25 protein-coding genes and 1 pseudogene are annotated in these 24,933 nt (G+C 72.5%); 17 read left to right on the top strand and 9 right to left on the bottom strand.

The genetic code is table 11. From position 1 onward, the window contains the following. Positions 1-25 precede the first annotated feature (25 nt). The 6 genes from IFT51_RS03545 to epsC all read left to right on the top strand — a co-directional run bounded on the left by IFT51_RS03545 (position 26) and on the right by epsC (position 6,327). Positions 26-805, top strand: a complete 780-nt coding sequence (locus tag IFT51_RS03545) for an SDR family oxidoreductase (RefSeq protein ID WP_192059139.1) — start codon at positions 26-28, stop codon at positions 803-805. Beyond that, on the top strand, positions 802-1,791 hold the full coding sequence (locus IFT51_RS03540) for a lysophospholipid acyltransferase family protein (protein WP_192059137.1): 990 nt from the start codon (positions 802-804) through the stop codon (positions 1,789-1,791). Before IFT51_RS03545 ends, IFT51_RS03540 begins: the two co-directional genes overlap by 4 nt. Then, positions 1,788-3,485 carry an FAD-binding oxidoreductase gene (locus IFT51_RS03535; RefSeq protein WP_371740665.1) on the top strand — a complete coding sequence of 566 codons (1,698 nt, stop codon included), beginning with the start codon at positions 1,788-1,790 and terminating at the stop codon, positions 3,483-3,485. The genes IFT51_RS03540 and IFT51_RS03535 overlap by 4 nt, the downstream gene beginning before the upstream one ends. 191 nt (positions 3,486-3,676) lie before the next feature. Continuing rightward, positions 3,677-4,726, top strand: coding sequence for a hypothetical protein (locus IFT51_RS03530; protein WP_192059135.1), 1,050 nt, complete (start codon positions 3,677-3,679; stop codon positions 4,724-4,726). Positions 4,727-4,838: 112 nt separating this feature from the next. Beyond that, positions 4,839-5,777: a cysteine synthase A gene (cysK, locus tag IFT51_RS03525; protein WP_192059133.1), complete on the top strand. Its 939-nt coding sequence runs from the start codon at positions 4,839-4,841 to the stop codon at positions 5,775-5,777. Position 5,778: 1 nt separating this feature from the next. After that, positions 5,779-6,327 carry a serine O-acetyltransferase EpsC gene (gene epsC / locus IFT51_RS03520; RefSeq protein ID WP_192059131.1) on the top strand — a complete coding sequence of 183 codons (549 nt, stop codon included), beginning with the start codon at positions 5,779-5,781 and terminating at the stop codon, positions 6,325-6,327. A gap of 120 nt (positions 6,328-6,447) precedes the next feature. Here the strand turns inward: epsC and IFT51_RS03515 are convergent, their stop codons facing one another. Continuing rightward, positions 6,448-7,212, bottom strand: a complete 765-nt coding sequence (locus IFT51_RS03515; protein ID WP_244636786.1) for an ABC transporter permease — start codon at positions 7,210-7,212, stop codon at positions 6,448-6,450. Positions 7,213-7,247: 35 nt separating this feature from the next. Then, positions 7,248-8,189 (bottom strand): ABC transporter ATP-binding protein, encoded by a 942-nt coding sequence (locus IFT51_RS03510; protein ID WP_192059129.1) that lies wholly within the window; start codon positions 8,187-8,189, stop codon positions 7,248-7,250. Between the two features lie 131 nt (positions 8,190-8,320). Here IFT51_RS03510 and IFT51_RS03505 point away from each other — a divergent pair, with 131 nt between their 5' ends. Further along, positions 8,321-9,502: a sensor histidine kinase gene (locus IFT51_RS03505; RefSeq protein WP_192059126.1), complete on the top strand. Its 1,182-nt coding sequence runs from the start codon at positions 8,321-8,323 to the stop codon at positions 9,500-9,502. Continuing rightward, positions 9,499-10,101, top strand: a complete 603-nt coding sequence (locus tag IFT51_RS03500) for a response regulator transcription factor (protein ID WP_192059124.1) — start codon at positions 9,499-9,501, stop codon at positions 10,099-10,101. The genes IFT51_RS03505 and IFT51_RS03500 overlap by 4 nt, the downstream gene beginning before the upstream one ends. A gap of 124 nt (positions 10,102-10,225) precedes the next feature. On the opposite strand, the gene IFT51_RS03495 is transcribed toward IFT51_RS03500, so the two are convergent. Further along, positions 10,226-10,975, bottom strand: a complete 750-nt coding sequence (locus IFT51_RS03495; protein WP_192059122.1) for a FadR/GntR family transcriptional regulator — start codon at positions 10,973-10,975, stop codon at positions 10,226-10,228. 161 nt (positions 10,976-11,136) lie between these two features. Here IFT51_RS03495 and IFT51_RS03490 point away from each other — a divergent pair, with 161 nt between their 5' ends. From IFT51_RS03490 to IFT51_RS03465, 6 genes are read left to right on the top strand one after another with little or no spacing between them, the layout of a single operon-like run. Then, complete coding sequence (locus IFT51_RS03490; protein WP_192059120.1) at positions 11,137-12,516, top strand: MFS transporter; 1,380 nt, start codon at positions 11,137-11,139, stop codon at positions 12,514-12,516. Beyond that, entirely contained in the window at positions 12,513-14,255 is a 1,743-nt protein-coding gene (locus IFT51_RS03485) for a dihydroxyacetone kinase family protein (RefSeq protein WP_192059118.1), read from the top strand. The genes IFT51_RS03490 and IFT51_RS03485 overlap by 4 nt, the downstream gene beginning before the upstream one ends. A 39-nt stretch (positions 14,256-14,294) precedes the next feature. Then, positions 14,295-14,786, top strand: a complete 492-nt coding sequence (locus IFT51_RS03480) for a ribose-5-phosphate isomerase (protein WP_192059116.1) — start codon at positions 14,295-14,297, stop codon at positions 14,784-14,786. Next, positions 14,783-15,598, top strand: a complete 816-nt coding sequence (locus IFT51_RS03475; RefSeq protein ID WP_192059114.1) for a triose-phosphate isomerase family protein — start codon at positions 14,783-14,785, stop codon at positions 15,596-15,598. Before IFT51_RS03480 ends, IFT51_RS03475 begins: the two co-directional genes overlap by 4 nt. After that, a complete protein-coding gene (locus IFT51_RS03470) occupies positions 15,595-16,398 on the top strand; it encodes a sugar phosphate isomerase/epimerase (RefSeq protein ID WP_192059112.1) in 804 nt (267 codons plus the stop codon). Before IFT51_RS03475 ends, IFT51_RS03470 begins: the two co-directional genes overlap by 4 nt. After that, positions 16,391-17,296, top strand: coding sequence for a phosphogluconate dehydrogenase C-terminal domain-containing protein (locus IFT51_RS03465; protein ID WP_192059110.1), 906 nt, complete (start codon positions 16,391-16,393; stop codon positions 17,294-17,296). Before IFT51_RS03470 ends, IFT51_RS03465 begins: the two co-directional genes overlap by 8 nt. Before the next feature lie 108 nt (positions 17,297-17,404). Here the strand turns inward: IFT51_RS03465 and IFT51_RS03460 are convergent, their stop codons facing one another. After that, the gene (locus IFT51_RS03460; protein WP_192059107.1) at positions 17,405-18,910 is read right to left on the bottom strand and encodes a DHA2 family efflux MFS transporter permease subunit; all 1,506 of its coding nucleotides are present in this window, start codon (positions 18,908-18,910) and stop codon (positions 17,405-17,407) included. Between the two features lie 190 nt (positions 18,911-19,100). Here IFT51_RS03460 and IFT51_RS03455 point away from each other — a divergent pair, with 190 nt between their 5' ends. Beyond that, positions 19,101-19,262 carry a hypothetical protein gene (locus IFT51_RS03455; RefSeq protein WP_192059105.1) on the top strand — a complete coding sequence of 54 codons (162 nt, stop codon included), beginning with the start codon at positions 19,101-19,103 and terminating at the stop codon, positions 19,260-19,262. Positions 19,263-19,461: 199 nt separating this feature from the next. Continuing rightward, positions 19,462-20,598, top strand: coding sequence for an AI-2E family transporter (locus tag IFT51_RS03450; protein ID WP_192059103.1), 1,137 nt, complete (start codon positions 19,462-19,464; stop codon positions 20,596-20,598). Between the two features lie 32 nt (positions 20,599-20,630). On the opposite strand, the gene IFT51_RS03445 is transcribed toward IFT51_RS03450, so the two are convergent. The 3 genes from IFT51_RS03445 to IFT51_RS03435 all read right to left on the bottom strand — a co-directional run bounded on the left by IFT51_RS03445 (position 20,631) and on the right by IFT51_RS03435 (position 23,087). Beyond that, positions 20,631-21,275: an MOSC domain-containing protein gene (locus IFT51_RS03445; RefSeq protein WP_192059101.1), complete on the bottom strand. Its 645-nt coding sequence runs from the start codon at positions 21,273-21,275 to the stop codon at positions 20,631-20,633. A 64-nt stretch (positions 21,276-21,339) separates the two neighbouring features. After that, a complete protein-coding gene (locus IFT51_RS03440) occupies positions 21,340-22,065 on the bottom strand; it encodes a sulfite exporter TauE/SafE family protein (protein WP_192059099.1) in 726 nt (241 codons plus the stop codon). Continuing rightward, positions 22,062-23,087, bottom strand: coding sequence for a DMT family transporter (locus IFT51_RS03435; RefSeq protein WP_192059097.1), 1,026 nt, complete (start codon positions 23,085-23,087; stop codon positions 22,062-22,064). The genes IFT51_RS03440 and IFT51_RS03435 overlap by 4 nt, the downstream gene beginning before the upstream one ends. Before the next feature lie 73 nt (positions 23,088-23,160). On the opposite strand from IFT51_RS03435, the gene IFT51_RS03430 reads away from it, so the two are divergent. After that, positions 23,161-23,718: a CGNR zinc finger domain-containing protein gene (locus IFT51_RS03430; RefSeq protein ID WP_192059095.1), complete on the top strand. Its 558-nt coding sequence runs from the start codon at positions 23,161-23,163 to the stop codon at positions 23,716-23,718. A gap of 69 nt (positions 23,719-23,787) precedes the next feature. On the opposite strand, the gene IFT51_RS03425 is transcribed toward IFT51_RS03430, so the two are convergent. Next, positions 23,788-24,120, bottom strand: a complete 333-nt coding sequence (locus IFT51_RS03425) for a DUF3140 domain-containing protein (RefSeq protein WP_192059093.1) — start codon at positions 24,118-24,120, stop codon at positions 23,788-23,790. Between the two features lie 34 nt (positions 24,121-24,154). Next, positions 24,155-24,930 (bottom strand): annotated as a pseudogene (gene map / locus IFT51_RS03420) (type I methionyl aminopeptidase). Positions 24,931-24,933: the final 3 nt, after the last annotated feature.

Raw genomic sequence — 24,933 nt, 5'->3', positions numbered from 1 at the left:
CCCTACAGACCGTATCGTAAGCGGCATGGCAACAGCGCTCGTCACCGGGGGCACGTCCGGCATCGGAGCCGAATTCGCCCGCCAACTCGCCCGTCGCGGCTGGGACCTCGTCCTCGTCGCGAGAGACCTCCCACGACTCGACGCCACGGCGACCGAGCTGCGGGCGCTCGGTCGTCGCGTGGAGGTCCTCGCGGCCGACCTCGGCGACCGCGCCGACGTCGACCGGGTCGCCGCCCGACTCGAGGACGAGGCGGCCCCGATCGACCTCCTGGTCAACAACGCCGGCTTCGGCGTGCACACGCCGCTGTCGTCCACGGACGTCGCCGCGCACGACGCCGCGTTCGAGGTGATGTGCCGGGCCGTGCTGGTGCTGTCGGGCGCCGGTGCCCGAGCCATGCGCGGTCGCGGACGCGGTCGCATCGTGATCGTCTCGAGCACGGCCGGGTTCATGACCATGGGCGGGTACAGCGCCATCAAGGCATGGGCGACTTCGTTCGGCGAGAGCCTCTCGGTCGAGCTGCAGGGCACCGGCGTCGGCGTCACGACGCTGCTGCCCGGCTGGGTCCGCACGGAGTTCCATCAGCGCGCCGGCATCCGGTCGTCGTCGATACCCAACGCGTTGTGGCTCAGCGCCGAACACCTCGTGACCGCGTGTCTGCGCGACGTCGACAAAGGCAAGGTGGTCTCCATGCCCACGGTTCGGTACCGGGCGCTCTTCTGGTTGGTGCGGCACGCTCCGCGGAGCGCCGTGCGCGCGGCGTCGGCGAAGATCTCGTCCAGTCGTCGGAAGCCCGTCGAGCCGTGAGCCCCCGCGACCGGCGCGATCGCCCGCGCGACGACGAGCCGCAGCAGAACGCCCCGCGGGAGGACGCCCCGCGGCAGGACGCCCCGCGTCCGGAGCGCCCGCGTCTCGACGCCGTCGCCCAGCGGGCGGACGCCGTCGCGCAGCGCGCCGGCGACGTGGCCAGCGACGCGCGCGACCGCTTCAGCTCCCGACGGCACGCCATGGCGCGCTACGTCGCGCAGCGGATGGTCCTGAAGCCGACCATCTGGTCGATCACCGATGTCACCGTCATCGACCGCGACCGCCTCGACGGGCTCTCGGGCGGCTTCGTCGTCGTCGCGAACCACTCCAGTCACCTCGACGCGCCGCTCATCCTCGGCGCGCTGCCCCGCCGCCTCGCCCGCTACCTCGCGACCGGCGCCGCGGCCGACTACTTCTTCGACGTGCCCTGGCGGCGCCAGCTGACCGAGCTCTTCTTCAACGCGTTCCCGGTGCAGCGGGGCTCGGGGACCCCCGCCTCCGCGGCGGACGCGACCCGCGCCTCCTCGGCCGGTGCCTCCGCCGGGTCGACGCCGCAGAGCTCCGCCCGCCGCCGGGCCGCCGCCCGAGCCGCTGCCCGCGGTCGGTCGGGCCAGCCGACCGTCAGCGCCAAGTCGCTGCTGCAGCGGGGCTACCCCGTGCTTGTGTTCCCCGAGGGCACGCGCTCGAAAGACGGCACGGTCGGGCACTTCAAGCCCGGTGCCGCGGCGCTCGCGGTCGCCTGCGACGTGCCGGTCGTGCCGCTCGCGCTGATCGGGGCGCACATCGCGCACCCGCGAGGCGCGAACTGGCCGCGACCCGGCCGGCTACCCGTGGGCGTCGCGTTCGGCGACCCCATGCTGCCCGCCGAGGGCGAAGGCGCGGCGGCCTTCTCGCTGCGCGTCCGCGCCGAGGTCCTGCGTCTCCGCGACGCCAACACGGCCCGTATCCTGGGGCCTGACAACCCGTCCGAAGGAGCACACCGGTGACCGACGTCCAGCAGCAGAAGAGCGACACCGTCGTAGACGTGAAGCACATGAAGTGGTGGGGCTGGGGCGTCGAGGGCGTCGCCTTCCACCACCACGACAAGCCGGGCTTCGCCCCCTTCGTCAAGAAGATCGTCGGCGTCGAGCTGTCGCAGGGCCACGACACCGGGCTCGACTTCGCCGACCTCGTGGTGCCCGCGTCGATCGCCGCGCCCGAGGTGGTCGAGTCGCTCGAGCAGATCGTCGGCCCCGGCGCCGTGGCCCGTGACGACCACGACCGCGTCGTGCACACCTACGGCAAGAGCATCCGCGACCTGATCCGCATCCGCGCGGGGATCCTCGAGCGGGTGCCCGACGTCGTCGTCTACCCGGCCGACGAGGCCGAGGTGCAGAGCATCGTCGACCTCGCCGTCGCCTCCGACCTCGTGCTCATCCCGTTCGGCGGCGGCAGCAACATCGTCGGCAGCCTCGAGCCGCTGCCGGCCGAGACCCGCACGGTCATCTCGCTCGACATGGGGCGCCTCGACAAGGTGCTCGACATCGACGAAGACAGCGGACTCGCGCGCATCCAGGCCGGCGGCCAGGGCCCCGACCTCGAAGAGCAGCTGAACGCCCGCGGCTGGACCCTCGGGCACTTCCCCGACAGCTTCACCCACTCGACCATGGGCGGCTGGGTCGCCACCCGCTCGTCCGGCATGCAGAGCGACAAGTACGGCGACATCGCCGACATCACCAAGGGCCTGCGCGTCGTCCGCCCCGGCGGCATCCTGTCGATCCGCGCCGTGCCGAGCGCGTCGACCGGGCCGTCGCTGCGCGAGATGATCATCGGGTCGGAGGGGCGTCTCGGCGTCATCACCGAGGTCACCGCGCAGGTGCACCGCCTGCCCGAGAAGCGCGAGATCCTCGCGTACCTGTTCCCGTCGTGGCACGACGGCCTCGCGGCGATGCAGGCGATCGCCGAGAGCGACGCGCACCCCTCGGTCACCCGCGTCAGCGACGCGCACGAGACGGCGTTCTCGTTCGCCACCTCGAAGGCGAGCACGGGCATCTCGAAGATGGTCAACGACGCGCTGCCGAAGGTGCTGAAGGCCAAGGGCTGGGACGTCGACGCGATGTGCCTGTCGTTCATCGGCTACGAGGGCAGCCCCGAGCACGTCGCCCAGACCCAGAAGACGGTCGCGAAGATCGTCAAGGCCAACCGCGGCATGAGCGTCGGCAAGGGCCCCGGCAAGCTGTACGACCAGAAGAAGTTCGACACGCCCTACCTGCGCGACTTCTTCATGGACCACGGCGGCGCTGCGGACGTCAGCGAGACCGCCGCACCCTGGTCGAAGCTCCGCGACGTGTCGTCGCGCGTGTACGCCGCCGCCAACCAGGCCTTCGACCAGATCGGCAAGCAGGGCTGGATCATGGGCCACCTGTCGCACTCGTACCACTCGGGGGCGTGCCTGTACTTCACGTTCGCCTTCGAGCACGGCTCCGACGCCGAGGCCGAGTACGACGTCGTCAAGCACGCCATCCAGCAGGCGTTCATCGACACCGGCGCGACGGTGTCGCACCACCACGGCGTGGGCCTCGAGCACCAGCCGTGGATGTCTCAGGACGTCTCGCCCGAGGGCGTCGCCGTCATGCAGGGGCTGTTCGACTCGGCCGACCCGGGGCGGGTGTTCAACCCCGGCAAGGTGACCGGCGCCTAGCCGCCGCCGCGCTCGACGCCAGGAGGTGGACACGACGCCAGGTTTAAAGCCGGCGTCGTATCCACCTTTTGGCGGGGTGGTGCTAACAGATCTCGTGGACGTGTCCTCCCCAGCTGATCCGGGTGGGGTGCTCGTCCCCGAGGAGGCGCGGTGCGCGTGTCAACCGGACGGCGCCCGGGCAGGCTGGCCGGGTGACCGACCCCCTGCCTCCGCTGATCTTCGCCGCGACACACGGCTCGCAGAGTCGCGAGGCCGCGGCCCTGCGTCGTGACGCGCGACGCGGACACCTCGAGACCCTGCACCCCGGGGTGTTCGTCGAGTCCGCGGCGTGGCACGCGCTCGATCCGCGTGCACGGCATCGCTTGACCGTCCACGCCGTCATGTCGCGACTAGCTCCGGGCGCGATCGCCTCGCACTCGTCGGCCGCCGTCTTGCACGGGCTGCCCAGTGCCACGTGGCCACGAGGCCCCGTCCACGTCATCGACCCGCGGCGGACCCGGACTCAGGTGAGCGAGCGAGTGGTCCGCCATGCGGGGCCCGTCGCCCCCGGCGACGTCGTCGAGATCGACGGGCTCCTCGTCACCTCCGAGCACCGGACCGCCATCGACGTCGCACGCCGCGCCTCCTTCGCCGACGCCGTCCTCTGCGTCGACGCGCTCCTGCGACGAGAGGCGCTCCGAGCGGGGGCCTTCTCGCCGGGGCCTGCAGCGTGGCCTCCGAACCGAGAGCAGCGACGGGAGCGGGTCGAGGCGGCCGCCGATCTCACCCGAGGCGTCCTGCTCGAGAGGATCGAGGCGTCTCGTGGCACCCGCGGTCTCGTCGCAGCCCGGAGGGTGGTCGAGTTCGCGACCCCCTGGGCCGAGAACGGGGGCGAGTCCCTCTGTCGACTGGCGCTCTTGACGGTCGGCGCGCCCGAGCCGCTCATGCAGGTCGAGTTCTACGACGGTCAGGGCCTCGCGGGCAGGTGCGATTTCGTGCTGGGCGACGTCGCGCTCGAGTTCGACGGCAACGTGAAGTACGACGACGAGGCCATGCGGGGCGGAAGGGCTCCGTCGGCCGTGATCCGAGCCGAGAAGATGCGGGAGCGCCGGGTGCTCCGCACGGGCGGGGTGAGGGCCATCGGGCGGTGCGACTCGGACGACGTCGCCCTCCTCGCTCCGCTCGCCTCGACGCTGCGCGATCTCGGCGTGCCGCTGCGTCCTCGCCATAACGCCAGGATGTGGGCACGACGCCAGAAGTAAAGATGGCGTCGTGTCCATCACGTGGCGTCATGGTGGGGCGGTGGCGCAGGGGGCCGACCTAGGATGAGGGTTCGATCCGCACGCACAGACATCGCTCACGGAAGAGGCTCGCATGCCCGGAATCCACGCCGACATCACGTCCGCATTCGGCGACACGCCGCTCGTCAAGATCAACCGTCTCGCCGACGAGGGCGGTGCCGAGATCCTCGCGAAGCTCGAGTTCTACAACCCGGGCGCCAGCGTCAAGGACCGGCTCGGCGTCGCCATCGTCGATGCGGCCGAGAAGTCGGGAGCGTTGAAGCCCGGCGGCACGATCGTCGAGGGCTCGAGCGGCAACACCGGCATCTCGCTCGCCCTCGTCGGCGCGGCTCGCGGCTACAAGGTGATCGTCACGATGCCCGAGACGATGAGCGTCGAGCGCCGCACCGTCATGAAGGCCTACGGCGCGGAGATCGTGCTGACCCCCGGGCCCGAGGGGATGCGCGGCGCCGTCGAGCGCGCCAAGCAGATCGTCGACGAGACCGAGAACGCCATCTGGGCCCAGCAGTTCGAGACCGAGGCGAACGCCGAGATCCACCGCACGACGACCGCGCCCGAGATCCTCCGCGACACCGACGGGCGCATCGACTTCTTCGTCGCCGGCGTCGGCACGGGCGGCACCATCACCGGCGTCGGCCGCGTGCTGCACGAGCAGGTGCCCGGCGTGAAGGTCGTGGCCGTCGAGCCCGCCGACTCGCCGCTGCTCAGCCAGGGCAAGGCCGGCCCGCACAAGATCCAGGGCATCGGCGCGAACTTCGTGCCCGAGGTGCTCGACCGCGCGCAGATCGACGAGGTGTTCCCCGTCGAGCTCGACGACGCCCTGCGCGTCGCCCGCGACCTCGCGACCCACGAGGGCATCCTCTCGGGCATCTCGTCGGGCGCGATCATGCACGCCGCCCTCGAGATCGCGAAGCGCCCCGAGAACGCCGGCAAGCGCATCGTCGCGATCGTCTGCGACACCGGTGAGCGGTACCTGTCGACGGTGCTCTTCCAGGACCTCGCAGGCGCCTAGCATGCACCTGGTCGCCCGCCTGCGGGAGGACCTCGACACCGTCCGGCGACGCGACCCCGCGGCTCGGGGGCGGCTCGAGACCGCCCTCGTCTACTCGGGGCTGCACGCGGTGTGGGCGCATCGCGTGACCTCGCGGCTGTGGCGTGCGGAAGGTGCGCCGCGCCTCCTCGGTGCACGGTTCGCTGCCCGCGTGCTGTCGCAGCTCGCCCGGACCGCGACCGGGGTCGAGATCCACCCCGGTGCGCTGGTCGGTCGGCGGCTGTTCATCGACCACGGCATGGGAGTCGTGATCGGCGAGACCGCGGTGGTCGGCGACGACTGCACGCTGTTCCACGGCGTGACCCTGGGGGGCAAGGGCCGAGGAGGCGCGCTCGGTCGCCGGCACCCCACCCTCGGTCGGGGCGTGATGGTCGGTGCCGGGGCCGCCGTGCTCGGTGGCGTCACGGTGGGCGACGACAGCATCGTCGGCGCCAACGCTGTCGTCACGCGCGACGTGCCGGCCGGCTCGATCGCGGTCGGGGTGCCGGCCGTCGCGCGCGCCCGGGTCTGAGCCCGGGCCGCGCGCCTGGCCCTGCCCCGCCCGCGCTCGGTGATGAGTCACGACACGCCGCGGGCCCGGGGGCGGCGCGGCGTGTCTCGACTCACGGACGCGGGGGAGCGGGGAGCGGGCTCAGCGGCGGGGCTCCCAGCGGAACATGCGCACGGCGGCCGCGACGGCCACGGCGGCCCAGAGCAGCGTCGGGGCGAGCAGCACCGGCAGCAGCCCGAGGTCGCCGCCGTTCCAGGCGAGGACGATGAGCTCCATCAGTCCACCGCCCGGCAGGATCCGCTTGAGCCAGAGCAGGTCGTCGGCGCCGGTGATCGTCCACCAGATGGCGACGCCGAGGGTGATGAGGTAGATCGGCATGGTCGTGTACTGGGCGTGCTCGGGCGACGTGCTGAAGCCGGCCGTGGCGAGGGCGAACGCGGCGAACATCACCTCGGCGACGAGCACGGCGACGACGAGCAGACCGAGGTGGGCCGGGGGCTCTTGAACGGCCAGCACCCCGAGCACGATGACGAGCTGCGCGAGGCTGACGGCCACGATCGGCAGGACGAGTCCGCCGATGATGCCCGAGTCCGAGACGGAGCCGCTGCGCAGCCGCTTGAGGTGGAGCGACTGCCGCCGGGCGGCGAGGGTCGTCGTCGCCGTGACGTAGACGCCGAGTCCGAGCATGCCGATGATCTGCACGCCGGCCAGCATGCCCCCGGTGCCGTACGAGCCGAACGCGAAGGTCAGCGCCCCGAAGGCGAGGGGCAGGAGCAGCGCGCAGAGCGCGACGGTGCGGTTGCGGACGAGCATCCGCAGCTCGGCGACGGCGATGGCGACCGGGCCCGAGCGACGCGACGGCGTCGCCGGGGACTCGGACGGACGGGCGGTGGTGGCGGTGGTCATGAGGGGTCCTTTCGGGAGGGTCGGTCGGAGGGGGCCTAGGAGGCGCGGCTCAGCTCGCGGAACACCTCGTCGAGTCCCGACTGGTGCACCGTCAGCCGCTCCAGACGCCGATCGGCCTCGGCCGCCCAGGTCATCAGCCGGGTGAGATCGCGCTGCGGCGAGTCGGTCTCGACGACGACGAGGTCGTTCTCGGTGCGGGCGACCCGCAGGGGGAGCTCGTCGAGCGGGCCGGGGGCGACGAAGCGGATGCTGGTCGTGCTGCCGGCGGTGAGATCGGCCACGGTGCCCTCGCGGCGTATCGTGCCCGCGTGCATGAGTCCGATGCGGTCGGCGTTGTCGGCGGCCTCCTCGAGGTAGTGCGTGGTAAGCACGAAGGTGACCCCCGCCTCCCGCAGCTCGGTGACGACGTCCCAGAGGGCGTCGCGGGCCGCCGGGTCGAGCCCCGTCGTCGGCTCGTCGAGGAAGACCAGCTCGGGGGTGCCCCAGACGGCGGCCGCGAAGTCGACGCGACGGCGCTCGCCCCCCGAGAGCTGGGCGACGCGCGACCGCGCCTTGTGGTCGATGCCGACGAGACCCAGCACGCGGTCGACGTCGTCGTCGCGGCCCGAGATCGCCCCCGTGAGCAGCACGCTCTCGCGGACCGTGAGCTCGGGGGCCAGGCCGCTGTCCTGCAGCATCATGCCGAGGCGGCGTCGGGTACGGGAGCGGTCGGTCGGGTCGCCTCCGAGCACCTCGACGGTGCCGCCGTCGGCCGCCCGGTGGCCCTCGAGCACCTCGAGGGTGGTCGTCTTGCCGGCGCCGTTCGTGCCGAGCAGGGCGTAGAGCTCGCCGCGCCGCACCGTGAGGTCGACGCCGCCGACGGCCGTGAAGTCGCCGTACGTGCAGGTCAGACCGCTGGTCGAGATCACGACGTCCGACCCGTCACGGGGGTCGTGCGTCACGGCGGGCCGGGGCGTGGTGTCGGTGGAGTTCGTCATGACCTCGACGATGCCGGGAGGGGCGGGCGCCCGGTAGTGCCGACCTGCCACCCTCTCGGCGTGACATCCGTCACGTCGGGGCATGACATCGCGTGCTGACGGGTGTCGGGGGCTGTCGCTACCGTGGACGCATGCCCCGCCGCACCCCCGACCGCCTGCCCGCGCTGACGCGGATGCGGCGGTACGTCACCGGGTCGTTCGTGGCGCTGGTCGCGTTCATGACCGTCTTCTACGTCGCGGCGCTGACGACCGAGGGGGCGCCGGCCTGGCTGGTCGTCGCCGTCGTCGCGGTCTCGGTCGCGGTGGCGGCGCACTCCGTCTTCTGGGAGCGCGGGGCGCCGTGGTGGCTCGCGACCCTGTCTCTCGCGTCGTCCGCCGCGCTCTGGTGGGCCGCCCACCTCGCCGAGCAGAACCTGACGCTCCTGCTGTTCTTCGGCGTCTCGGTCGGTCTCGTGACCACGACCCCGCCCTTCACCTCGTGGCGGTGGCTGGCCGCCGCCGTGGGCGTCGCGGTGGCGCCGCTGCTCGTCGCGGGCCCCGGCGCGCGACCCGTCGTCCTGCCGGTCTCGATCGCGGTCGTCGTCGTGACGATGGCGGCGATCTACCTCGTCTACCGCCTGAACCGGTACGGATTCGACCTGTACCTCGAGATCGAGGCCGCCCGCGAGACGACGGCCGAACTGGCCGTCGTGCGAGAGCGCTACCGCTTCTCGGTGGACCTGCACGACATCCAGGGTCAGGCCCTGCACGTCAGCCGCCTCCAGCTGCAGCTCGCCGACAAGACGCTCGACCGCGACCCGGCCGAGGCGCGGCGCCACCTCCGCGAGGCCGAGCAGCTGATCGTGCAGACCATCGCCGAGACCCGGCGCCTCGCCTACGGCCAGCGCACCCTGACCCTCGCCGGCGAGCTCGCCAACTCGACCGAGCTGATCCGGGCGGCGAGCATCGACCTGGTCGTCGACGGCGCCCCGCCCGTCGGGCACCCCGCCGACGACCTCTTCGGGCACGCCGTCCGCGAGGCGACGACGAACCTGCTGCGCCACGCCCAGGCCGAGCACGTGACCATCCGACTGCGAGACGACACCGTCGTGGTCGAGAACGACGGCGCCGGCGAGGCGCCGCGTCTGCTCAGCGGACTCGCCCGCCTCGGCGAGCGCTTCGCGGAGATCGGGGGCTCGGTGACCACGAGCCACCACGACGGGGTGTTCCGACTCGAGGCGAGGGCGGCGTCGGCGGGAGCGGGCGGTCTCGCGGGGGCGACCCGCGCCTCCTTCGCCCCCGGGCCCGGCGTCGCCACCGGGGGGCGCGCATGATCCGGGTGCTGCTCGCCGACGACGAGACGCTGCTGCGGCGGTCGATCGCCGCGCTGCTCGACCTCGGCGACGGCATCGAGGTCGTCGCGCAGGCCGGCGACGGGGCCGAGGCCGTGCGTCTCGCCGGCGAGCACGAGCCCGACGTCGTGCTGCTCGACCTCGAGATGCCGGGTATGGACGGCATCGACGCCGCGACGGAGATCCTCGCCCGTCGCCCCGAGCAGGCGGTCGTGCTGCTGACCCGGCACGCGCGACCCGGTGTGCTGCGGCGGGCGCTGAGCGCCGGCGTGCGCGGGTTCGTGCCGAAGTCGATCGACCCCGACGAGCTCGAGCGGGTCATCGTGCAGGTGCACGGCGGGCGCCGGTACATCGACGCCGACATCTCGGCCGCCGCCATGATGGACGACTGCCCGCTCACCGAGCGCGAGCTCGACACCCTGCGGCTGACGGCGGAGGGGCTGTCGGTGCGCGAGATGAGCGCCCGCCTGCACCTCGCGTCGGGGACGGTGCGGAACTACCTGTCGGCGGCGATGCAGAAGACCGGCAGCTCGTCGCGGCACGGGGCCGCCCGGGTGGCACGCGAGCGCAGCTGGCTGTAGCCGCCGGTAGCGGATCCGGGCGCGGGCGCGGTAGCGGTAGCGGGCGACTCGTCGCGGCGGTCGGCGGCGGGCGCGGTACCGGGCGCGGTACCGGGCGGGCGGGGGGACGCTCGGCCGCGCGGGGTCAGGAGGCGGGGTCGTCGACGTCGGCGTGACCGACGCGCTCGCCGGCCGTCGACATGTGCCGTCGCATCGCGGCCTCGGCGGCGGAGGGGTCGCGGGCCGCGATGGCCTCGAACACGTCGAGGTGCTCGAGGTAGGCAGCCTCGGCCTGAGCCCGGTCGCGGAGCCCCCGTTCGACCCAGAGCCGCAGCAGCGACCGCGTGCTCTGCAGCAGATCGCGCAGCACGACGTTGTCGGCGCTGATGGCGATCTGCAGGTGGAACCGGATGTCGGCCTGCAGGAACGTGTCGAGGTCGTCGCGGCTGTCGCGCATCGTGTCGACGAAGCCGCGCAGCTTCTCGACGTCGGCGTCGTCGACCCGGGTCGCCGCGAGTGTCGCCGCCTGGGTCTCGAGGCCGCTGCGCACCTCGATCAGCTCTCGGGTGCGCGCGGCGTTCAGCATCATGCCCCAGCTGAGCGTGGTCGGCAGCAGCTCGGAGGTGTTGTCGCGCAGGTACGTGCCCGAGCCGGGGCGGACGGTCACGATGCCGAGGATCTCGAGCGCCGCGAGGGCCTCACGCACCGCCGACCGGCCGACGCCGATGCGCTCGGCGAGCTGGCGTTCGGGAGGGAGGCGCGAACCGGGCACGAGCTCGCCCGCCGTCAGCAGGCCGATCAGCTGTTTCACGACCTCGGAGACCGCCGTTCCCCGGGGCACGAGTTCGAGCTCGAGCCGGAGCGAGGTCGGGTCGTCGTCGGGATAGGCGGGCACGGCGCAATCCTACCGACCGCTATGCCACGTGTCGTGGACAGTGATTGGTCAACCGGTTGACAAGTCGAGCGGAAAACGGCACGATGTTCGAGTACGCGAAGCGGGCCTCCCAGGGCCAGGCGGCGTCCATCCAACAGAGTCGTTAGATAAAAGGAGTCGATGTGGACACCCCCACCCGCTCGGCGGAGCCGCAGAGCGCCGTCGAGAAGTCCGCCATCCGCAAGGTCGCCATCCGGCTGGTGCCGTTCGTCGCGTTGATGTTCTTCATCAACTACCTCGACCGCACGGCCATCGGCTTCGCCGCCCCCAACGGCATGGAGTCCGACCTCGCCCTCTCGGCCGCTCAGTTCGGCTTCGCCTCGGGCGTGTTCTTCATCGGCTACATCCTGCTCGAGGTGCCCAGCAACCTCGCTCTGCACCGCTTCGGCGCCCGCCGCTGGCTCGCCCGCATCATGGTCTCGTGGGGCATCGTGTCGCTGCTCTTCACCTGGGTGCAGAACTACGAGCAGCTCGTCGTGCTGCGGTTCCTGCTCGGTGTGATGGAGGCCGGGTTCTTCCCCGGCGCGATCCTGTTCCTCAGCCTGTGGGTGCCCGCTCGACACCGCGGCAAGATCCTCGCGCTGTTCTACCTGGCGCAGCCCCTCACCTCGGTGATCGGCGCCCCGCTGGCCGGCTGGCTGATCAGCCACGACGGCATCCTCGGTCTCGAGGGCTGGCGCTTCATGTTCCTCGGCGTCTCCATCCCCGCGATCGTCATCGGCGTCATCGCCTGGTTCTACCTGAAGGACAAGCCCGCCGACGCGAAGTGGCTGACCCGCGACGAGCAGGTCTGGCTGACGGAGGCGCTGAAGAAGGAGTCGGCCGGCAAGACCGGGTCGACCGCAGCCGGCAAGCACCCCAGCATCCTGAAGGTGTTCGGCAACGGTCGCGTCTGGATGCTCGCGTTCATCTACTTCGGCTTCGTGTACGGCCTCTACGCCCTCGCGTTCTTCCTGCCGACGATCATCGGCGGGTTCCAAGAGCAGTTCGGCACCGAGTTCAGCGTCACCGAGCGCGGCTTCATCACCGCCATCCCGTACGTGCCCGCCGCGATCGCCCTGTACTTCTGGTCGCGTGACGCCTCGCGCCGTGGGCTCCGCACCTGGCACATCGTCGTCCCGGCCATCGTCGGCGGTCTGAGCATCCCCGTCGCGCTGTTCACCGGTTCGCCGGCCGCCACGATCGCGGTCATCGCGGTCACCGCCATGGCGATCTTCGCGGCGCTGCCGAACTTCTGGACGCTCCCGACGCAGTTCCTCACCGGAGCGGCCGCCGCCGCGGGCATCGCGCTGATCAACACGATCGGCAACCTCGCCGGGTTCAGCGCCCCGTACATCACGGGCGCCGTCACGGATGCGACCGGCAACTACGAGGTGCCGATGTTCATCGTCGGATTCTTCCTGCTGCTGTCGGCGGTGCTGATGACCGTGCTGAGCCGGCTGAAGAAGCCCGCCGGCGCCGAGACGTCCGACGACGCCGAGCTCGCCGAGGCCCCGCGATGACCCGCCTCTTCAACGAGCCGAGCGACTTCGCCGACGAGATGATCGACGGCTTCGTCGCGGCCAACCAGCGCTGGGTGCGCCGGGTGCACGGCGGCGTGGTGCGCGCGACGCGCAGCGCGCCGGGCCGGGTCGCCCTGGTGGTCGGGGGCGGCTCGGGTCACTACCCGGCCTTCGGCGGACTCGTCGGTCAGGGGCTGGCGCACGGCGCGGCCCTCGGCAACCTCTTCGCCTCGCCGTCGTGGCAGCAGGTCCGCTCGGTGGCGCGCTCGGCGCACACCGGCGGCGGCGTGCTGCTCAGCTACGGCAACTACGCGGGCGACGTGCTGAACTTCGATCAGGCGCAGGCCAAGCTCGTCGCCGAGGGGATCGAGACCCGTTCCGTCGCCGTCACCGACGACATCTCGAGCGCCTCGCTCGCCGAGAAGCACCGGCGTCGCGGCATCGCCGGCGATCTGACGGTCTTCAAGACCGCCGCCGCGGCCTCCGACGCCGGCTACCCGCTCGACGAGGTCGTGCGGGTCGCCGAGAAGGCGAACGAGCGCACCCGCAGCTTCGGGGTGGCCTTCTCGGGCTGCTCGCTGCCGGGCGCCGCCGAACCGCTCTTCACCGTCCCCGAGGGTCGCATGGCCGTCGGCATGGGGATCCACGGCGAGCCCGGCATCGGCGAGACCGACGTGCCCACCGCGAACGAGCTGGCCGAGCTGCTCGTGACCTCGCTGCTGGCCGAACTGCCCGAGGGCGTCGAGGAGGCGCGGGGCCAGCGGGTCGCGGTCCTCCTGAACGGCCTCGGCTCGGTCAAGTACGAAGAGCTCTTCGTGGTCTACGCCCGGGTCGACCAGCTGCTGCGCGACGCCGGCCTGGTCGTCGTCGAGCCGGAGGTCGGCGAGCTCGTCACCAGCTTCGACATGGCCGGCGTCTCGCTGACCCTGTTCTGGCTGGACGACGAGCTCGAGGGCTTCTGGGCCGCGCCGGCCGACGCACCCGCCTACAAGAAGGGCTCGATCGAGGCGGCCGACCGCATCGACCCGGTCGAGCTCGAGGCCCTCGCGGCCGAATCGATCCCGCCGGCCTCGGCCGAGTCGCAGGCCGCCGCCCGGGTCGTCCACGCCGCCCTCGTCGCCGTCAAGACGGCGATCGACGACAACGCCGACGAGCTCGGTCGCATCGACGCCGTGGCCGGCGACGGCGATCACGGCATCGGCATGCAGCGCGGCGTCACCGCGGCCGTCGCGGCCGCCGACGTCGCCCTCGCCGGGGGTGCGGGCGCGGGCACGCTGCTCGATCTCGCCGGCGACGCGTGGTCGGACCGAGCCGGCGGCACCTCGGGCGCCCTCTGGGGTTCGGCGCTGGCCAGCCTCGGAGCCGCCCTCACCGACGACGCCGCGCCCACCCGGCACTCCGTCGTCACCGGTGTCGCGGCCGCGACCGACGCCATCCTCGAGTTCGGTGCGACGGTCGGCGACAAGACCATGGTCGACGTGCTCGTGCCGTTCTCCGCCGCCCTCCGCACGGCCGTCGACGCGGGCGGCGACCTGCCGACCGCCTGGGCCGCCGCCGCCGAGACGGCCGTCGAGGCCGCCGCCGCCACGGCCGACCTGCTGCCGAAGATGGGCCGCGCCCGGCCGCACGCCGAGAAGAGCCTCGGCACGCCCGACGCGGGTGCGACATCGCTCGGTCTCATCACCCGCACCGTCGCGCAGGTGCTCGACGAGCACGCCTCCGCGCACCGCGCCTCCTGAACTCCCGCTCGCTCCTCCGCTCTCTCGAAAGGCATCACCATGGTTGACCAGCTGCGCATCGTCGTCGGATCGGACGACGCCGGATTCGACTACAAGGAGATCCTGAAAGCGGATCTCGCCGCGAACCCCGGTGTCGCGAGCGTCGTCGACGTCGGGGTCGACGCCGACGGTGGCACCGCCTACCCGCATGTGGCCGTCGACGCGGCGCGCATGGTGGCCGCGGGCGAGGCCGACCGGGCCATCCTGATCTGCGGCACCGGCCTCGGCGTCGCGATCGCGGCGAACAAGGTGCCGGGCATCCGCGCCGTCACGGCGCACGACTCGTTCTCCGTCGAGCGCAGCGTGCTGTCGAACGACGCGCAGGTGCTCTGCATGGGTCAGCGCGTCGTCGGCGTCGAGCTGATGCGCCGCCTGGCGAAGGAGTGGCTGACCTACCGCTTCGACACGAGCAGCGCCTCGGCCGACAAGGTGCGGTCCATCTGCGAGTACGACGGCTCGGCGGAGACCGTGGGGCTCGACGGCCGGTCATGAGCACCGCGCGCGCGACCCCCCGGTTCACCATCGGGGTGAGTCTCAAGATGTACTTCACGCACACGCGTACCATCGAGTGGTCGACGGCGGTCGGCGAGCTGGCGAAGCGTCACCCCGCGGTGCGCTCCGGTCTCGTCGAGCTGTTCGTCGTTCCGTCGTTCCCGGCCCTGGTGCCGGTGCGCGACGCCCTCGACGGGGCTCCTGTGCGGCTGGGTGCACAGGATCTCGCGTCGGCGGACTCCGGTGCCTTCACCGGCGAGGTCAGCGGGGTCGAGCTCGCCGAGATCGGCTGCACGCTGGCCGAGATCGGTCACGCCGAACGCCGCCGCCTCTTCTTCGAGGACGACGCCGTCATCTCCGCCAAGACGGCCGCCGCCCTGCGCAACGGCATCACCCCGCTGCTCTGCGTCGGCGAGATCGAGCAGGCGCCGGCCGCCGTCGCCGCGCTCGAGGTGACGCAGCAGATCGACGCCGCCCTCGCCGCCTCGGCCGCCGCCGGTCTGACCGGCCCGCTGCTCGTCGCCTACGAACCCGTCTGGGCCATCGGCGCCCCCGAGCCCGCCGCTGCCGAGCACATCGTCGCCGTGGTGCGGGCGATCGACGCGCATCTCGAGTCGCTGCCCGCCCGCACCGGCAGCCGCGTGGTCTACGGCGGCAGCGCCGGGCCCGGGCTGCTGACGACGCTGGGCGGCGAGGTCGACGGGCTGTTCCTCGGACGGTTCGCGCACGACGTCTCGGCCGTCGAGAGCATCCTCGACGAGGCGCTGGCCCTCGACGAGGCGCTGGCACTCGGCGAGGGGGCGCCCGCATGATCGGCCTCAGCACCTACGCCTACTTCTGGCGCGGCTCCGAGCGCGTGCCCGAGCCGATGACGCTCGACGACATGCTCCGCGACACGGCCGCGCAGGGCGTCCGGCTGTTCCAGATCTGCGACCACGCGCCGCTCGCCGACTACGACGACGACCGGCTCGCCGCCTTGCGCGCCCTTGCCGACGAGCTCGATCTGACGCTCGAGCTCGGCACGCGGGGGACGGACCCGGCCGTGCTGCGGACGTATCTGCGCCTCGCGGTCGCGCTCCGCGCCTCCCTCGTCCGGAGCATGTGGACGGCCGGCGACGACCGGCCCGACGCGATCGAGACCGACCGGCGCCTCCGCGAGGTGCTGCCGGAGTTCGAGGAGGCGCGGGTCACCCTCGCCCTCGAGACCTACGAGCAGGTGACCTCGACGGAGCTCGTGGCCGTCGTGCGCAGCATCGGCAGCGACCGGCTCGGCATCGTGCTCGACCCCGCGAACACCGTCGCGAACCTCGAGCACCCCGCCGACGTGACCGCCCGCTGCGCGCCGTTCGTCAAGAACTGGCACATCAAGGACTTCGAGTTCTCGCGCGAGGACGGCTGGGTCGGCTTCGCCCTCACCAGCACCACCCTCGGAGCCGGGCGACTCGACTACGACGGCATGCTCGCCCTGCTCGAGCCCGAGGCCCGCGGCATCAACCAGGTCGTCGAGCACTGGCTGCCCTGGCGGAGCGACCCCGAGACCACCACCCGCCTCGAGGCGGAGTGGACGACCCTGACCATCGACCACCTCAGGAAGAAGAACAGCAATGACTGACACCCTCAGCACGCAGACCGTGACCCAGGCCGCCGACCAGGGGACCCCCGACGTCACCGTGGCCGTGATCGGCGCCGGCGGCAAGATGGGCCAGCGCGTCTCGAACAACCTCGAGAAGAGCGGTTACACCGTCTTCTACAGCGAGGCGTCGCCCGCCGGGCAGGAGCTGATCCGCGGCCTCGGGCGCGAGGTGACCTCGACCGACGACGCGATCGCCGACGCCGACGTCGTCATCCTCGCGGTGCCCGACGTCGTGCTCGGCAAGGTGTCCGAGAGCGTCGTGCCGGCGATGAAGTCGGGCTCGATCATCCTCACCCTCGACCCGGCCGCCGCCTACGCCGGCCTGCTCGAGGAGCGCACCGACATCCACTACGCGGTGGCGCACCCGTGCCACCCGTCGGTGTTCCTGGAGCGTCGCACCGACGCCGAGTACGCCGACACGTTCGGCGGCATCGCCGCCCCGCAGGAGGTCGTCGCCGCCCTCGAGGGCGAGCCGGCCGACGCCGTCCGTCAGCTCGCGACCGACGTCATCACGACGATCTACGCACCCGTCATCCAGGTGCACTGGGTCACCGTCAAGCAGCTGGCGATCCTCGAGCCGACGCTCGTCGAGACCATCGCGTGCATGATCGGCGAACTGCTGCAGGAGGCGCTGGAGACGACGGTCGACCAGGCCGGCGTCCCCGCCGAGGCCGCCCGGGCCATGCTCTGGGGTCACACCGGCATCGCGCTGACCAACGCGCTGCGCGGCTCGAACCCGTTCTCGGACGCCTGCCACATCGCCATGGACTACGGCCGCGAGTCGATCGTCAAGGACGACTGGAAGAAGATCTTCGACGACGACCAGCTCGACCACGTCATCGCGCGCATGCTGAAGATCGACGCCGTCAAGCGCTAGCGAGGCGTCGACCGGCGTCGATGAGTCACGACACGCCGCGTCCTCGGGAAGAGGCGCGGCGTGTCGTGACTCATCGACGCGCGGGTGCGGGCGCGGGAGCGCCGGCGGCTAGCCGGCGTCGGGCGCGCTGGGCGCCCCGCGGTGCTGGTCGACCCGGCGCGGCAGCGCGAACACCAGCGCGAACGCGAGCACCGCGAACGCCGCGCTCACGCCCATGGCCGCGGCCGCCGCGTCCGTGAAGCCCGTGGCGCGACCCGCCGCCGTGGCCAGCTCGCGGCCGCCGGGCAGCGACCCGAACAGCACGCTGCCGATGATGGCGATGCCGACGGCCGAGCCGATCCGCTGGATCGCCGAGATGACGGCGCTGGCCGAGCCGGCGTCGCGGGGGTCGACGGTGGCGACGATGAACTGCACGTTCGGGGCGATGAAGAACCCGTTGCCGAGCCCCGCGACGAGCAGCGGCACGAGCAGCAGCCAGTTGGTGAGGTCGGCGGCGTCGGTGAGCATCAGGATGATCCACATCGAGCCGAGCCCGATCGCGACCAGGGCGGTGCCGAGCACGAGCACGTTGCGACCGAGGCGCTGGGCGATCCGGTTGCTCTGCGACGAGCTGATGATGCTGCCCACCGCGAACGGGATGGCCACGGCGCCCGAGGCGAGCGCGCTGTGCCCGAGGCCCGACTGCCAGAGCAGCGAGATCGTGAAGAAGATGCTGGTGAACGCGGCGAAGTAGACCAGGGCGAGGACGACGCCGCCGGTGAACGAGGGGTGCGAGAACAGCGTCGGGGGCACGAGCGGGGTGCGACCGGAGCGGGTGTAGCGCACCTCCCACAGTCCGAAGGCGGCGAGCAGGACGAGGCCGGCGGCGATCGTGAGGTACGTCCAGAGCGGCCAGCCTTCGTCCTGCCCCTGGATGAGCGGCACGAGCAGGGCGACGAACGCGGCCGAGACGAGCACGAGGCCGACGACGTCGAGGCCCTTGTCGGGGCGGGGCACGGACTCGTCGCGCTTCGGCAGCAGGATGGCCGCCGCGATCAGCGTGATGACACCGAACGGCAGGTTGACGAAGAACACGAGTCGCCAGCCGTTCTCGTCGCCGAAGGCCTGGATGATCAGCCCGCCGATGATGGGCCCGAGGGCCGACGAGACGCCGATGACGGCGCCCATGATCGCGAACGCCTTGCCCCGCGAGCGACCGGGGAACAGCAGCTGGATGAACGCCGTCACCGCGGGCACGAAGATGCCGCCGGCCAGACCCTGCACCACGCGGAACACCACGAGCTGGACATCGCTCGTCGCGATGCCGCAGGCGAGGCTGGCGAGCGTGAAGAGCAGCACGCCCGTGAAGTACACCCACTTGTGCCCGATGCGGTCGCCGATGCGGCCGGCAGGGATGAGCGTGAGGCCGAAGGCGAGGGCGTAGCCCGAGATGATCCACGACAGGGTCGCCTCCGACGCGTCGAGCGTCGTGCGGATGGTCGGCAGCGCGACGTTGACGATCGTCGTGTCGAGCAGCGCGATGAACATGCCCAGCAGGAGGGCCACCAGGGCCAGCCAGGACTGCCGGGGGATGGCGGGCGCGGGGGCGGTCGCCCGGGCGGTGGCGTCGGTCATGAGGGGCCTTTCGTGCGGCGCGGGGCCGGACAGGAGCAGAAGGAGGAGAGGAGGCGCGAACGTGCGGCAGGGGAGTCGCCGAGACCGGACGGCCAGAAGCATCGATGGTACCCGAGCCCGCCGAGAATAGTTCATGGTCTGCATCTTCTCGGTGGACACGACCCCGGAGTCGCGGCGTATCGTCCCGGACATGAGCACACCAGAAGAGACCACCGCCCCCGACGGATCGACCGACATCACGGACGAGCAGGCGAAGCGCACCGAAGGGCTGCCCGACGGCTCGAAGCCCGGCCTCGTCGACGACTCCGAGGAGAGCGACGACAGCGAGATCTCCGACGGGTCCGCGAACTAGCGACACCCGCACCACCGGCCCCGCTCGGGCCTCGACCGCAGACCGCTGCGGCCGGCGACCGGGCGGGGTCGTGTCGTGCCCGGCGGCCCCCGACCGCGGCGGCCCCCGGCGCCGGCGGCCCCCAGCCGCGGCGGCCCCCGGTGCCGGCGGCCCCCGGTGCCGGCGGCCCCCAGCCGCGGCGGCACGCCAGGATGGTCGCATGGCTCTCTCCTCACGCGCCCGCTCCGTCCGTCGTTCGGCGACGGCGACCGGGCCGACGGGCGCGACGCACCCCGCGCCTCCTGACCCCGCCCGTCGCACGGGGGCGTTCCGCTTCGGTCTGATCGCCACGCTCGGCGGCGGACTCGGCGTCGGCATCATCGTCTCGCTGATGGCGCTGTCGACGATCCTCGTGTACATCGGGCTCGCGTTCTTCCTCGCGCTGGCGTTCGAACCGGTGGTCCGCCGACTCGTCCGCGCGGGCGCCCCGCGCTGGGTCGGGGTGGTCGTCGCCGTCGTGCTCGTGATCGGGGTCGTCGTCGGCATCGTCGCCGCCGTGGTCCCGGCCCTGGTCGAGCAGATCGGCTACGTGATCCGCGAGACCCCAGCCACCCTGCAGCAGCTGTCGCGCGAGCCGTGGGTGCAGCAGGCCGTCGAGACCGTCGGCTTCGACTTCGACATCGACGACGCGGTGGGCGCGGTGTCGTCGTACCTGCTCGACCCCGATCAGCTGCTCGCGCTCGGCGGCGGCATCCTGGCCGTCGGTCAGGGCATCACCTCGGCGATCACGGCGGTCATCGTCGTCGCGATCCTGACGCTGTACTTCGCGATCACCCTGCCGCAGATGCTCCGCTCGCTCAGCCGGGCCGTGCCCCGCAGCCACCGCGAGCGCGTGATGGACATCTCGGACGAGATCTTCCTGTCGGTCGGCCGCTACGTCGCCGGTCAGGTCGTGCTCGCCGCGGTCAACGCCGTGTTCGTGTTCATCGTGCTCTCGATCGCCGGCGGCCCCGTGCCCGTGCTCTTCGCGACCCTGGCGTTCCTCGGGGCGCTGATCCCCGTGGTCGGCACGGTCGTCGCGTACGCCGTCATCGTGGCGGCGACGATCACCGTCTCGCCCGTCACCGCGCTCGTGGTCGGCGTCGTGCTGCTCGTCTACGCGCAGATCGAGGCGTACGTGCTGACCCCGCGGGTAATGTCGAAGGCGGTGGCGGTGCCCGGTGCCCTCGTGATCGTCGCGGCGTTCGGCGGCGGGGCCCTCGGCGGCGTGCTCGGGGCCCTCGTCGCCATCCCGATCGCGACGGCGGGCGTGCTCGTCTTCGAGCGGGTCGTCGTACCGCGGCAGCAGCGCGTCTGACCCCGGGGCCGAGGAGGCGCGGGTCGGCCTGGTCAGGCGCCGACGGCTGCGCGGGTCAGCGCCTTCTCGGCCAGGCCGTGCACGATCTCGCTGAGCCGGGGCGCGGGCGAGGCCAGGAGCGCCGACGCCTGCTCGGGCTCGAGACCCGCGAAGACGTCGCCGATGGTGACCCCGTGCGCGGGGCGCGAGACGACCTCGATCGGATCGCCCGCCCGGATCGGGCCGGCCTTGACGATGGACAGGTACGCGCCGGGGCGTCCCTCCGCCTGGAACCGCTTGACCCAGCCGCTCTCGCCGAGCCGGCGGGCGAAGGTCGCGCACGGCGTGCGGGGCATGGTCACCTGCAGCACGAGCGTCTCGCCCACGGCCCAGCGCTCGCCGATGACGGCGCCGGTGACGTCGAGCCCGTCGACCCGCAGGTTCTCGCCGAAGAGCCCGGGAGTCACCTCGTAGCCGAGGATCCCCGCGAAGTGCTCGGCGTCGGAGTCGGCGTACGCGTAGACGGCCTTGTCGGGGCCGCCGTGGTGGGCGCGACTCGCCTGGACGTCGCCGCGGACGCCGAGCCGCTTGACCTCGACCGGGCCGTCGACGGGTCGCTTGTCGATGGCCGTGACGCCCACCGAGCCCGAGTCGTCGAGGAGGGCGTGGACGCGGCAGACGGCGGTCAGCGAGGGCATGACGCCATGCTGCCGCACGGGGCGGCCCGGCGACAAGCGCCGCGAGACCATCCGCCTTCGACCCTCAGAGCAGCAGAACGCCCCGGACGACCGCGGCCGCGCTGCCGACCGCGGCGAGCACGAGCACGAGGATGCGCCCCACGCGGGCCGACACGTGCCGACTCAGGCGGTGGCCGGCTACGGCGCCGATCAGGAGGGCGGCGAAGGCGCCGACCCAGACTCCCCAGGGTTCCGACGGCACGCCCTTCGACAGCACCGACGCGAGGTTGACCGAGAGGAGGAACACCTGCCCCGTGCCCACGAAGACGTCGCGCGACCACCGCTCGCTCGTCGCGTGCACCGTCAGCGCTGGGCCGCCGACCCCGGCCGTGACGTTCATGAAGCCGCCGAGCGCGCCCGCCGCCACCGCGCCTCCCGGGCCGGGCAGCAGCCGCACTGTCGACGAGAACGCCATGACGAGCACGCCGACCAGGGCGAGCACTCCGACGGCGACGGTCAGGGGCCCGGTCGGGGCGGTGCGGACGACCCACGCCCCGATCGGGACGGCGACGAGAGCCGGTGCGACGAGCAGCAGGGCACGCCGCCACCGCACGGTGCGCCACGTCTGGGCCAGCAGCACCGCGGCGAGGGCGGCGGCGAGCACGTTGCCGACGGTGACGCCGGCCTCGGGGCCCAGCACGATGACGAGCAGGGGCGCGGCGGTGAGGGCGAAGCCGATCCCCGAGATGCGCTGGGTCAGCGCCCCCAGCATGATCGCGGCGGCGGCCAGGCCGAGGGTCAACGGGGTCACCGTTCCACGCTAGCCCCCGGGGGAGCCGCGTCCGGCGTGCCGACGGCGGGCGCGGGTGCCGCCTGGGGCACGGGGCCGATGTCGGACGCGGCCTCGGCCACGGCGTCCTCAGGTCGGCCCTCGCGATCCGAGCGCACGAAGGCGATCCCCGCGAGGATCGCCGCGCCGCCGAGCCCCTGCAGGAGGGTGAGCGACTCGCCCAGCAGGATCCATGCCCACAGCGCGGCGGCGGCGACCTCGAGCAGGCCGACGAACGACGCCAGTCGCGACCCCAGCATCGTGGTCGCGGTGATGCTCGCCGCGTACGAGATCGCGGTGGCGACGACGCCGACGGCGAGCATCGGGACCCACCACGCGGTCGTGGCGCCGAAGAGCTCGACCGGTGCCGTCGACGCCGTGTAGGGGACCAGGCCGGCCAGCCCGACGATCGCGAGCACGACGACCCCGAGCAGCAGCCCGGCGCAGGCCAGCGCCACGGGAGGGAGCCCCTCGGCCGGTCGGGCCGCGATGGCGAAGTAGGCGGCGCAGCAGACCATCGCGACGGCCGCCGAGGCGAGGCCGATGGGATCGAGACGACCGCCGCCGCTCGGCGACACGACGAGCAGGAGTCCTCCGGCGGCGACGGCGGCGCCGATCAGGACGACCGCGGCCGGTCGGCGACGGGTCACGACCCAGGCGACCGCGACGAGGAGGAGCGGTGCCATGTACTCGATCAGGATCGCGGTGCCGACGGGGATGCGCCGGACGGCTGCGAAGTAGAAGACCTGCGTGCCGACCACGCCGACGACGGCCATGCCGAGGATGCGCCACCGGGCCGTCCAGAGGGTGCGCCTGCGACCGCGCAGGGCGCGGAGGGCGAAGGGGACCAGCACGAGACCGCCGACGAGGGCGCGAACGGTGACGGCCGCGGCGGGGCTCCAGTCGCCCTCGAGGAGGGGCTTGACGAGGGCGCCCGAGACGCCGAACGAGGTGGCGGCGACGAGGGCGACGAGCAGGCCCCGCGTGGTCGGGTGATGCGACATGGGACGCCTTCTGGTCAGGGGCTGGAGGAGGTGGTGGTCCTGACGCTAGGGTGTCTGCGGATAAGGAGTCAACTTGCATTTCGCCCCTGACACGACCGACGTCCTCGCCTTCGACGTCGTGCTGCTCAACACGTCCGCCTCGGCGTCGAGGTCGGGTGCCGACGAGCTCGCGACGATCGAGCAGCTCGGCGGGCTGCTGGCCGAGAGCGGCTTCTCGGGGCGCATCGACCACGACGAGCGCGAGCTGCGCGAGGTGCACGAGGCCCGGGCCGAGCTGCGACGACTGTGGTCGCTCGATCGCGAGACCATGGTCGGCGAGGTCAACGCCCTGCTCGCCGCCGCCGACGCGACACCGCGCCTCGTGCGGCACGACGACTTCGACTGGCACGTGCACGCGACGGCCGACGACGCTCCGCTCGCCGTGCGCATCCGCGTGGAGGCGGCGCTGGCCCTCGTCGACGTCATCCGCTCCGACGAGGTCGGGCGCCTCCGGGCGTGCGAGGCGCCCGACTGCGACGGCGTGCTGGTCGACCTGTCGCGCAACGGCTCGAAGCGGTTCTGCAGCGTCCGATGCGGCAACCGCATGAACATGGTGGCGTTCCGGGCCCGTCAGTCGACGGACGGCGCCTAGCCGCGCCTCCTCGGCTCCCGTCGACCCGGTCGGGTCCGCTCGGCCCGACCCGCCCTGACGGAGCCGGGACTACTTCAGGGGGTCGTTGCCCCAGTTCATCAGCGACCAGCGCCAGGGCGTGTCGGTGACGTCGCCGTCGGGGCGCTGCTTCGAGTGGCGGGCGACGTAGCCGACGACCTTGCGCATGTGGGCGTAGTCGTCGTCGGTGCAGTCGGCCTGCTTCTTCTTCAGGATGCCGACGATGCGCCGACCGCTCGCGTGACCGGTCGACTCATGGCCGTCGGTCTTCTGGCCGACCTCCTTCGACTCGTCGGTGTCGAGCCAGCGCTCGAGCTCGGAGGCGGTCATGTTGACGGCGTCGCCGAACTCGTCGCGCGTGGCCTTGTCGTCGTGGTCGGTCATGCGCCCATGCTGCTCCCGCGGGGCGCCCGGGGGTTCAGGCGCGGAGGTGCGCCGGCAGCGTCATGATCTCGGCGCCGGTCTCGGTGATCGCGATCGTGTGCTCGGTGTGCGGCTGCCGGTCGCGCTGCGGAGCGTCCAGCCGTCGGGGTCGGTGACCAGCTCGTCGGTGTCGGCCATGATCCACGGCTCGAGGGCGAGCAGCAGACCGGGGCGGAGCTTGTAGCCGCGGCCGGCGCGACCGGTGTTCGCCACGTGAGGGTCCTGATGCATCGTCGAGCCGATGCCGTGGCCGCCGAACTCGACGTTGATCGGGTAGCCGTCGGCGCTGAGCACCGCGCCGATCGCCGCCGACAGATCGCCGAGGCGAGCACCGGGGCCGGCCGCCGCGATGCCGGCCGCGAGGGCGCGGCGCGTCGAGTCGATCAGGGCGTCGCTCTCGGGCTGGGGGGAGTCGCCCACCACGAAGCTGACGGCCGCATCGGCCGCGATGCCGTCGAGCACGACCGCGAGGTCGAGGGTCAGCAGGTCTCCGTCGGCCAGCGCGTAGTCGTGGGGGAGCCCGTGCAGCACCGCGTCGTTCACCGCGGTGCAGATGTAGTGCCCGAAGGGACCCCGCCCGAACGACGGCGCGTAGTCGACGTAGCACGACGTGGCCCCGGCCTCGAGGATCATCTCGCGCGCCCACCGGTCGATCTCGAGCAGGTTCGTGCCGACCCGGGCGCGCCCCGACAGCTCGTGCAGGATGTCGCCGACCAGCGCACCGGTGCGCCGGGCTCGGCGGAGTTCGTCGGGGGTGAGGATCTCGATCACGCG

It is taken from the genome of Frigoribacterium sp. CFBP 13712, assembly GCF_014842255.1.
In the GTDB taxonomy this organism is placed as follows: Bacteria; Actinomycetota; Actinomycetes; order Actinomycetales; family Microbacteriaceae; genus Frigoribacterium.
Note: the sequence above shows the minus strand (reverse complement) of the source record. Positions and strands in the feature narration are given on the sequence as shown.

Bases quoted from the DNA above. Each gene is read 5' to 3' on its own strand.
- IFT51_RS03460 (WP_192059107.1), bottom strand. From the start codon at position 18,910: ATGACCGACGCCACCGCCCGGGCGACCGCCCCCGCGCCCGCCATCCCC.
- IFT51_RS03500 (WP_192059124.1), top strand. From the start codon at position 9,499: ATGATCCGGGTGCTGCTCGCCGACGACGAGACGCTGCTGCGGCGGTCG.
- IFT51_RS03475 (WP_192059114.1), top strand. From the start codon at position 14,783: ATGAGCACCGCGCGCGCGACCCCCCGGTTCACCATCGGGGTGAGTCTC.
- IFT51_RS03505 (WP_192059126.1), top strand. From the start codon at position 8,321: ATGCCCCGCCGCACCCCCGACCGCCTGCCCGCGCTGACGCGGATGCGG.
- IFT51_RS03545 (WP_192059139.1), top strand. From the start codon at position 26: ATGGCAACAGCGCTCGTCACCGGGGGCACGTCCGGCATCGGAGCCGAA.
- IFT51_RS03510 (WP_192059129.1), bottom strand. From the start codon at position 8,189: ATGACGAACTCCACCGACACCACGCCCCGGCCCGCCGTGACGCACGAC.
- cysK (WP_192059133.1), top strand. From the start codon at position 4,839: ATGCCCGGAATCCACGCCGACATCACGTCCGCATTCGGCGACACGCCG.
- IFT51_RS03450 (WP_192059103.1), top strand. From the start codon at position 19,462: ATGGCTCTCTCCTCACGCGCCCGCTCCGTCCGTCGTTCGGCGACGGCG.
- IFT51_RS03455 (WP_192059105.1), top strand. From the start codon at position 19,101: ATGAGCACACCAGAAGAGACCACCGCCCCCGACGGATCGACCGACATC.
- IFT51_RS03425 (WP_192059093.1), bottom strand. From the start codon at position 24,120: ATGACCGACCACGACGACAAGGCCACGCGCGACGAGTTCGGCGACGCC.
- IFT51_RS03480 (WP_192059116.1), top strand. From the start codon at position 14,295: ATGGTTGACCAGCTGCGCATCGTCGTCGGATCGGACGACGCCGGATTC.
- IFT51_RS03445 (WP_192059101.1), bottom strand. From the start codon at position 21,275: ATGCCCTCGCTGACCGCCGTCTGCCGCGTCCACGCCCTCCTCGACGAC.
- IFT51_RS03465 (WP_192059110.1), top strand. From the start codon at position 16,391: ATGACTGACACCCTCAGCACGCAGACCGTGACCCAGGCCGCCGACCAG.
- IFT51_RS03435 (WP_192059097.1), bottom strand. From the start codon at position 23,087: ATGTCGCATCACCCGACCACGCGGGGCCTGCTCGTCGCCCTCGTCGCC.
- IFT51_RS03470 (WP_192059112.1), top strand. From the start codon at position 15,595: ATGATCGGCCTCAGCACCTACGCCTACTTCTGGCGCGGCTCCGAGCGC.
- IFT51_RS03485 (WP_192059118.1), top strand. From the start codon at position 12,513: ATGACCCGCCTCTTCAACGAGCCGAGCGACTTCGCCGACGAGATGATC.
- epsC (WP_192059131.1), top strand. From the start codon at position 5,779: ATGCACCTGGTCGCCCGCCTGCGGGAGGACCTCGACACCGTCCGGCGA.
- IFT51_RS03515 (WP_244636786.1), bottom strand. From the start codon at position 7,212: ATGACCACCGCCACCACCGCCCGTCCGTCCGAGTCCCCGGCGACGCCG.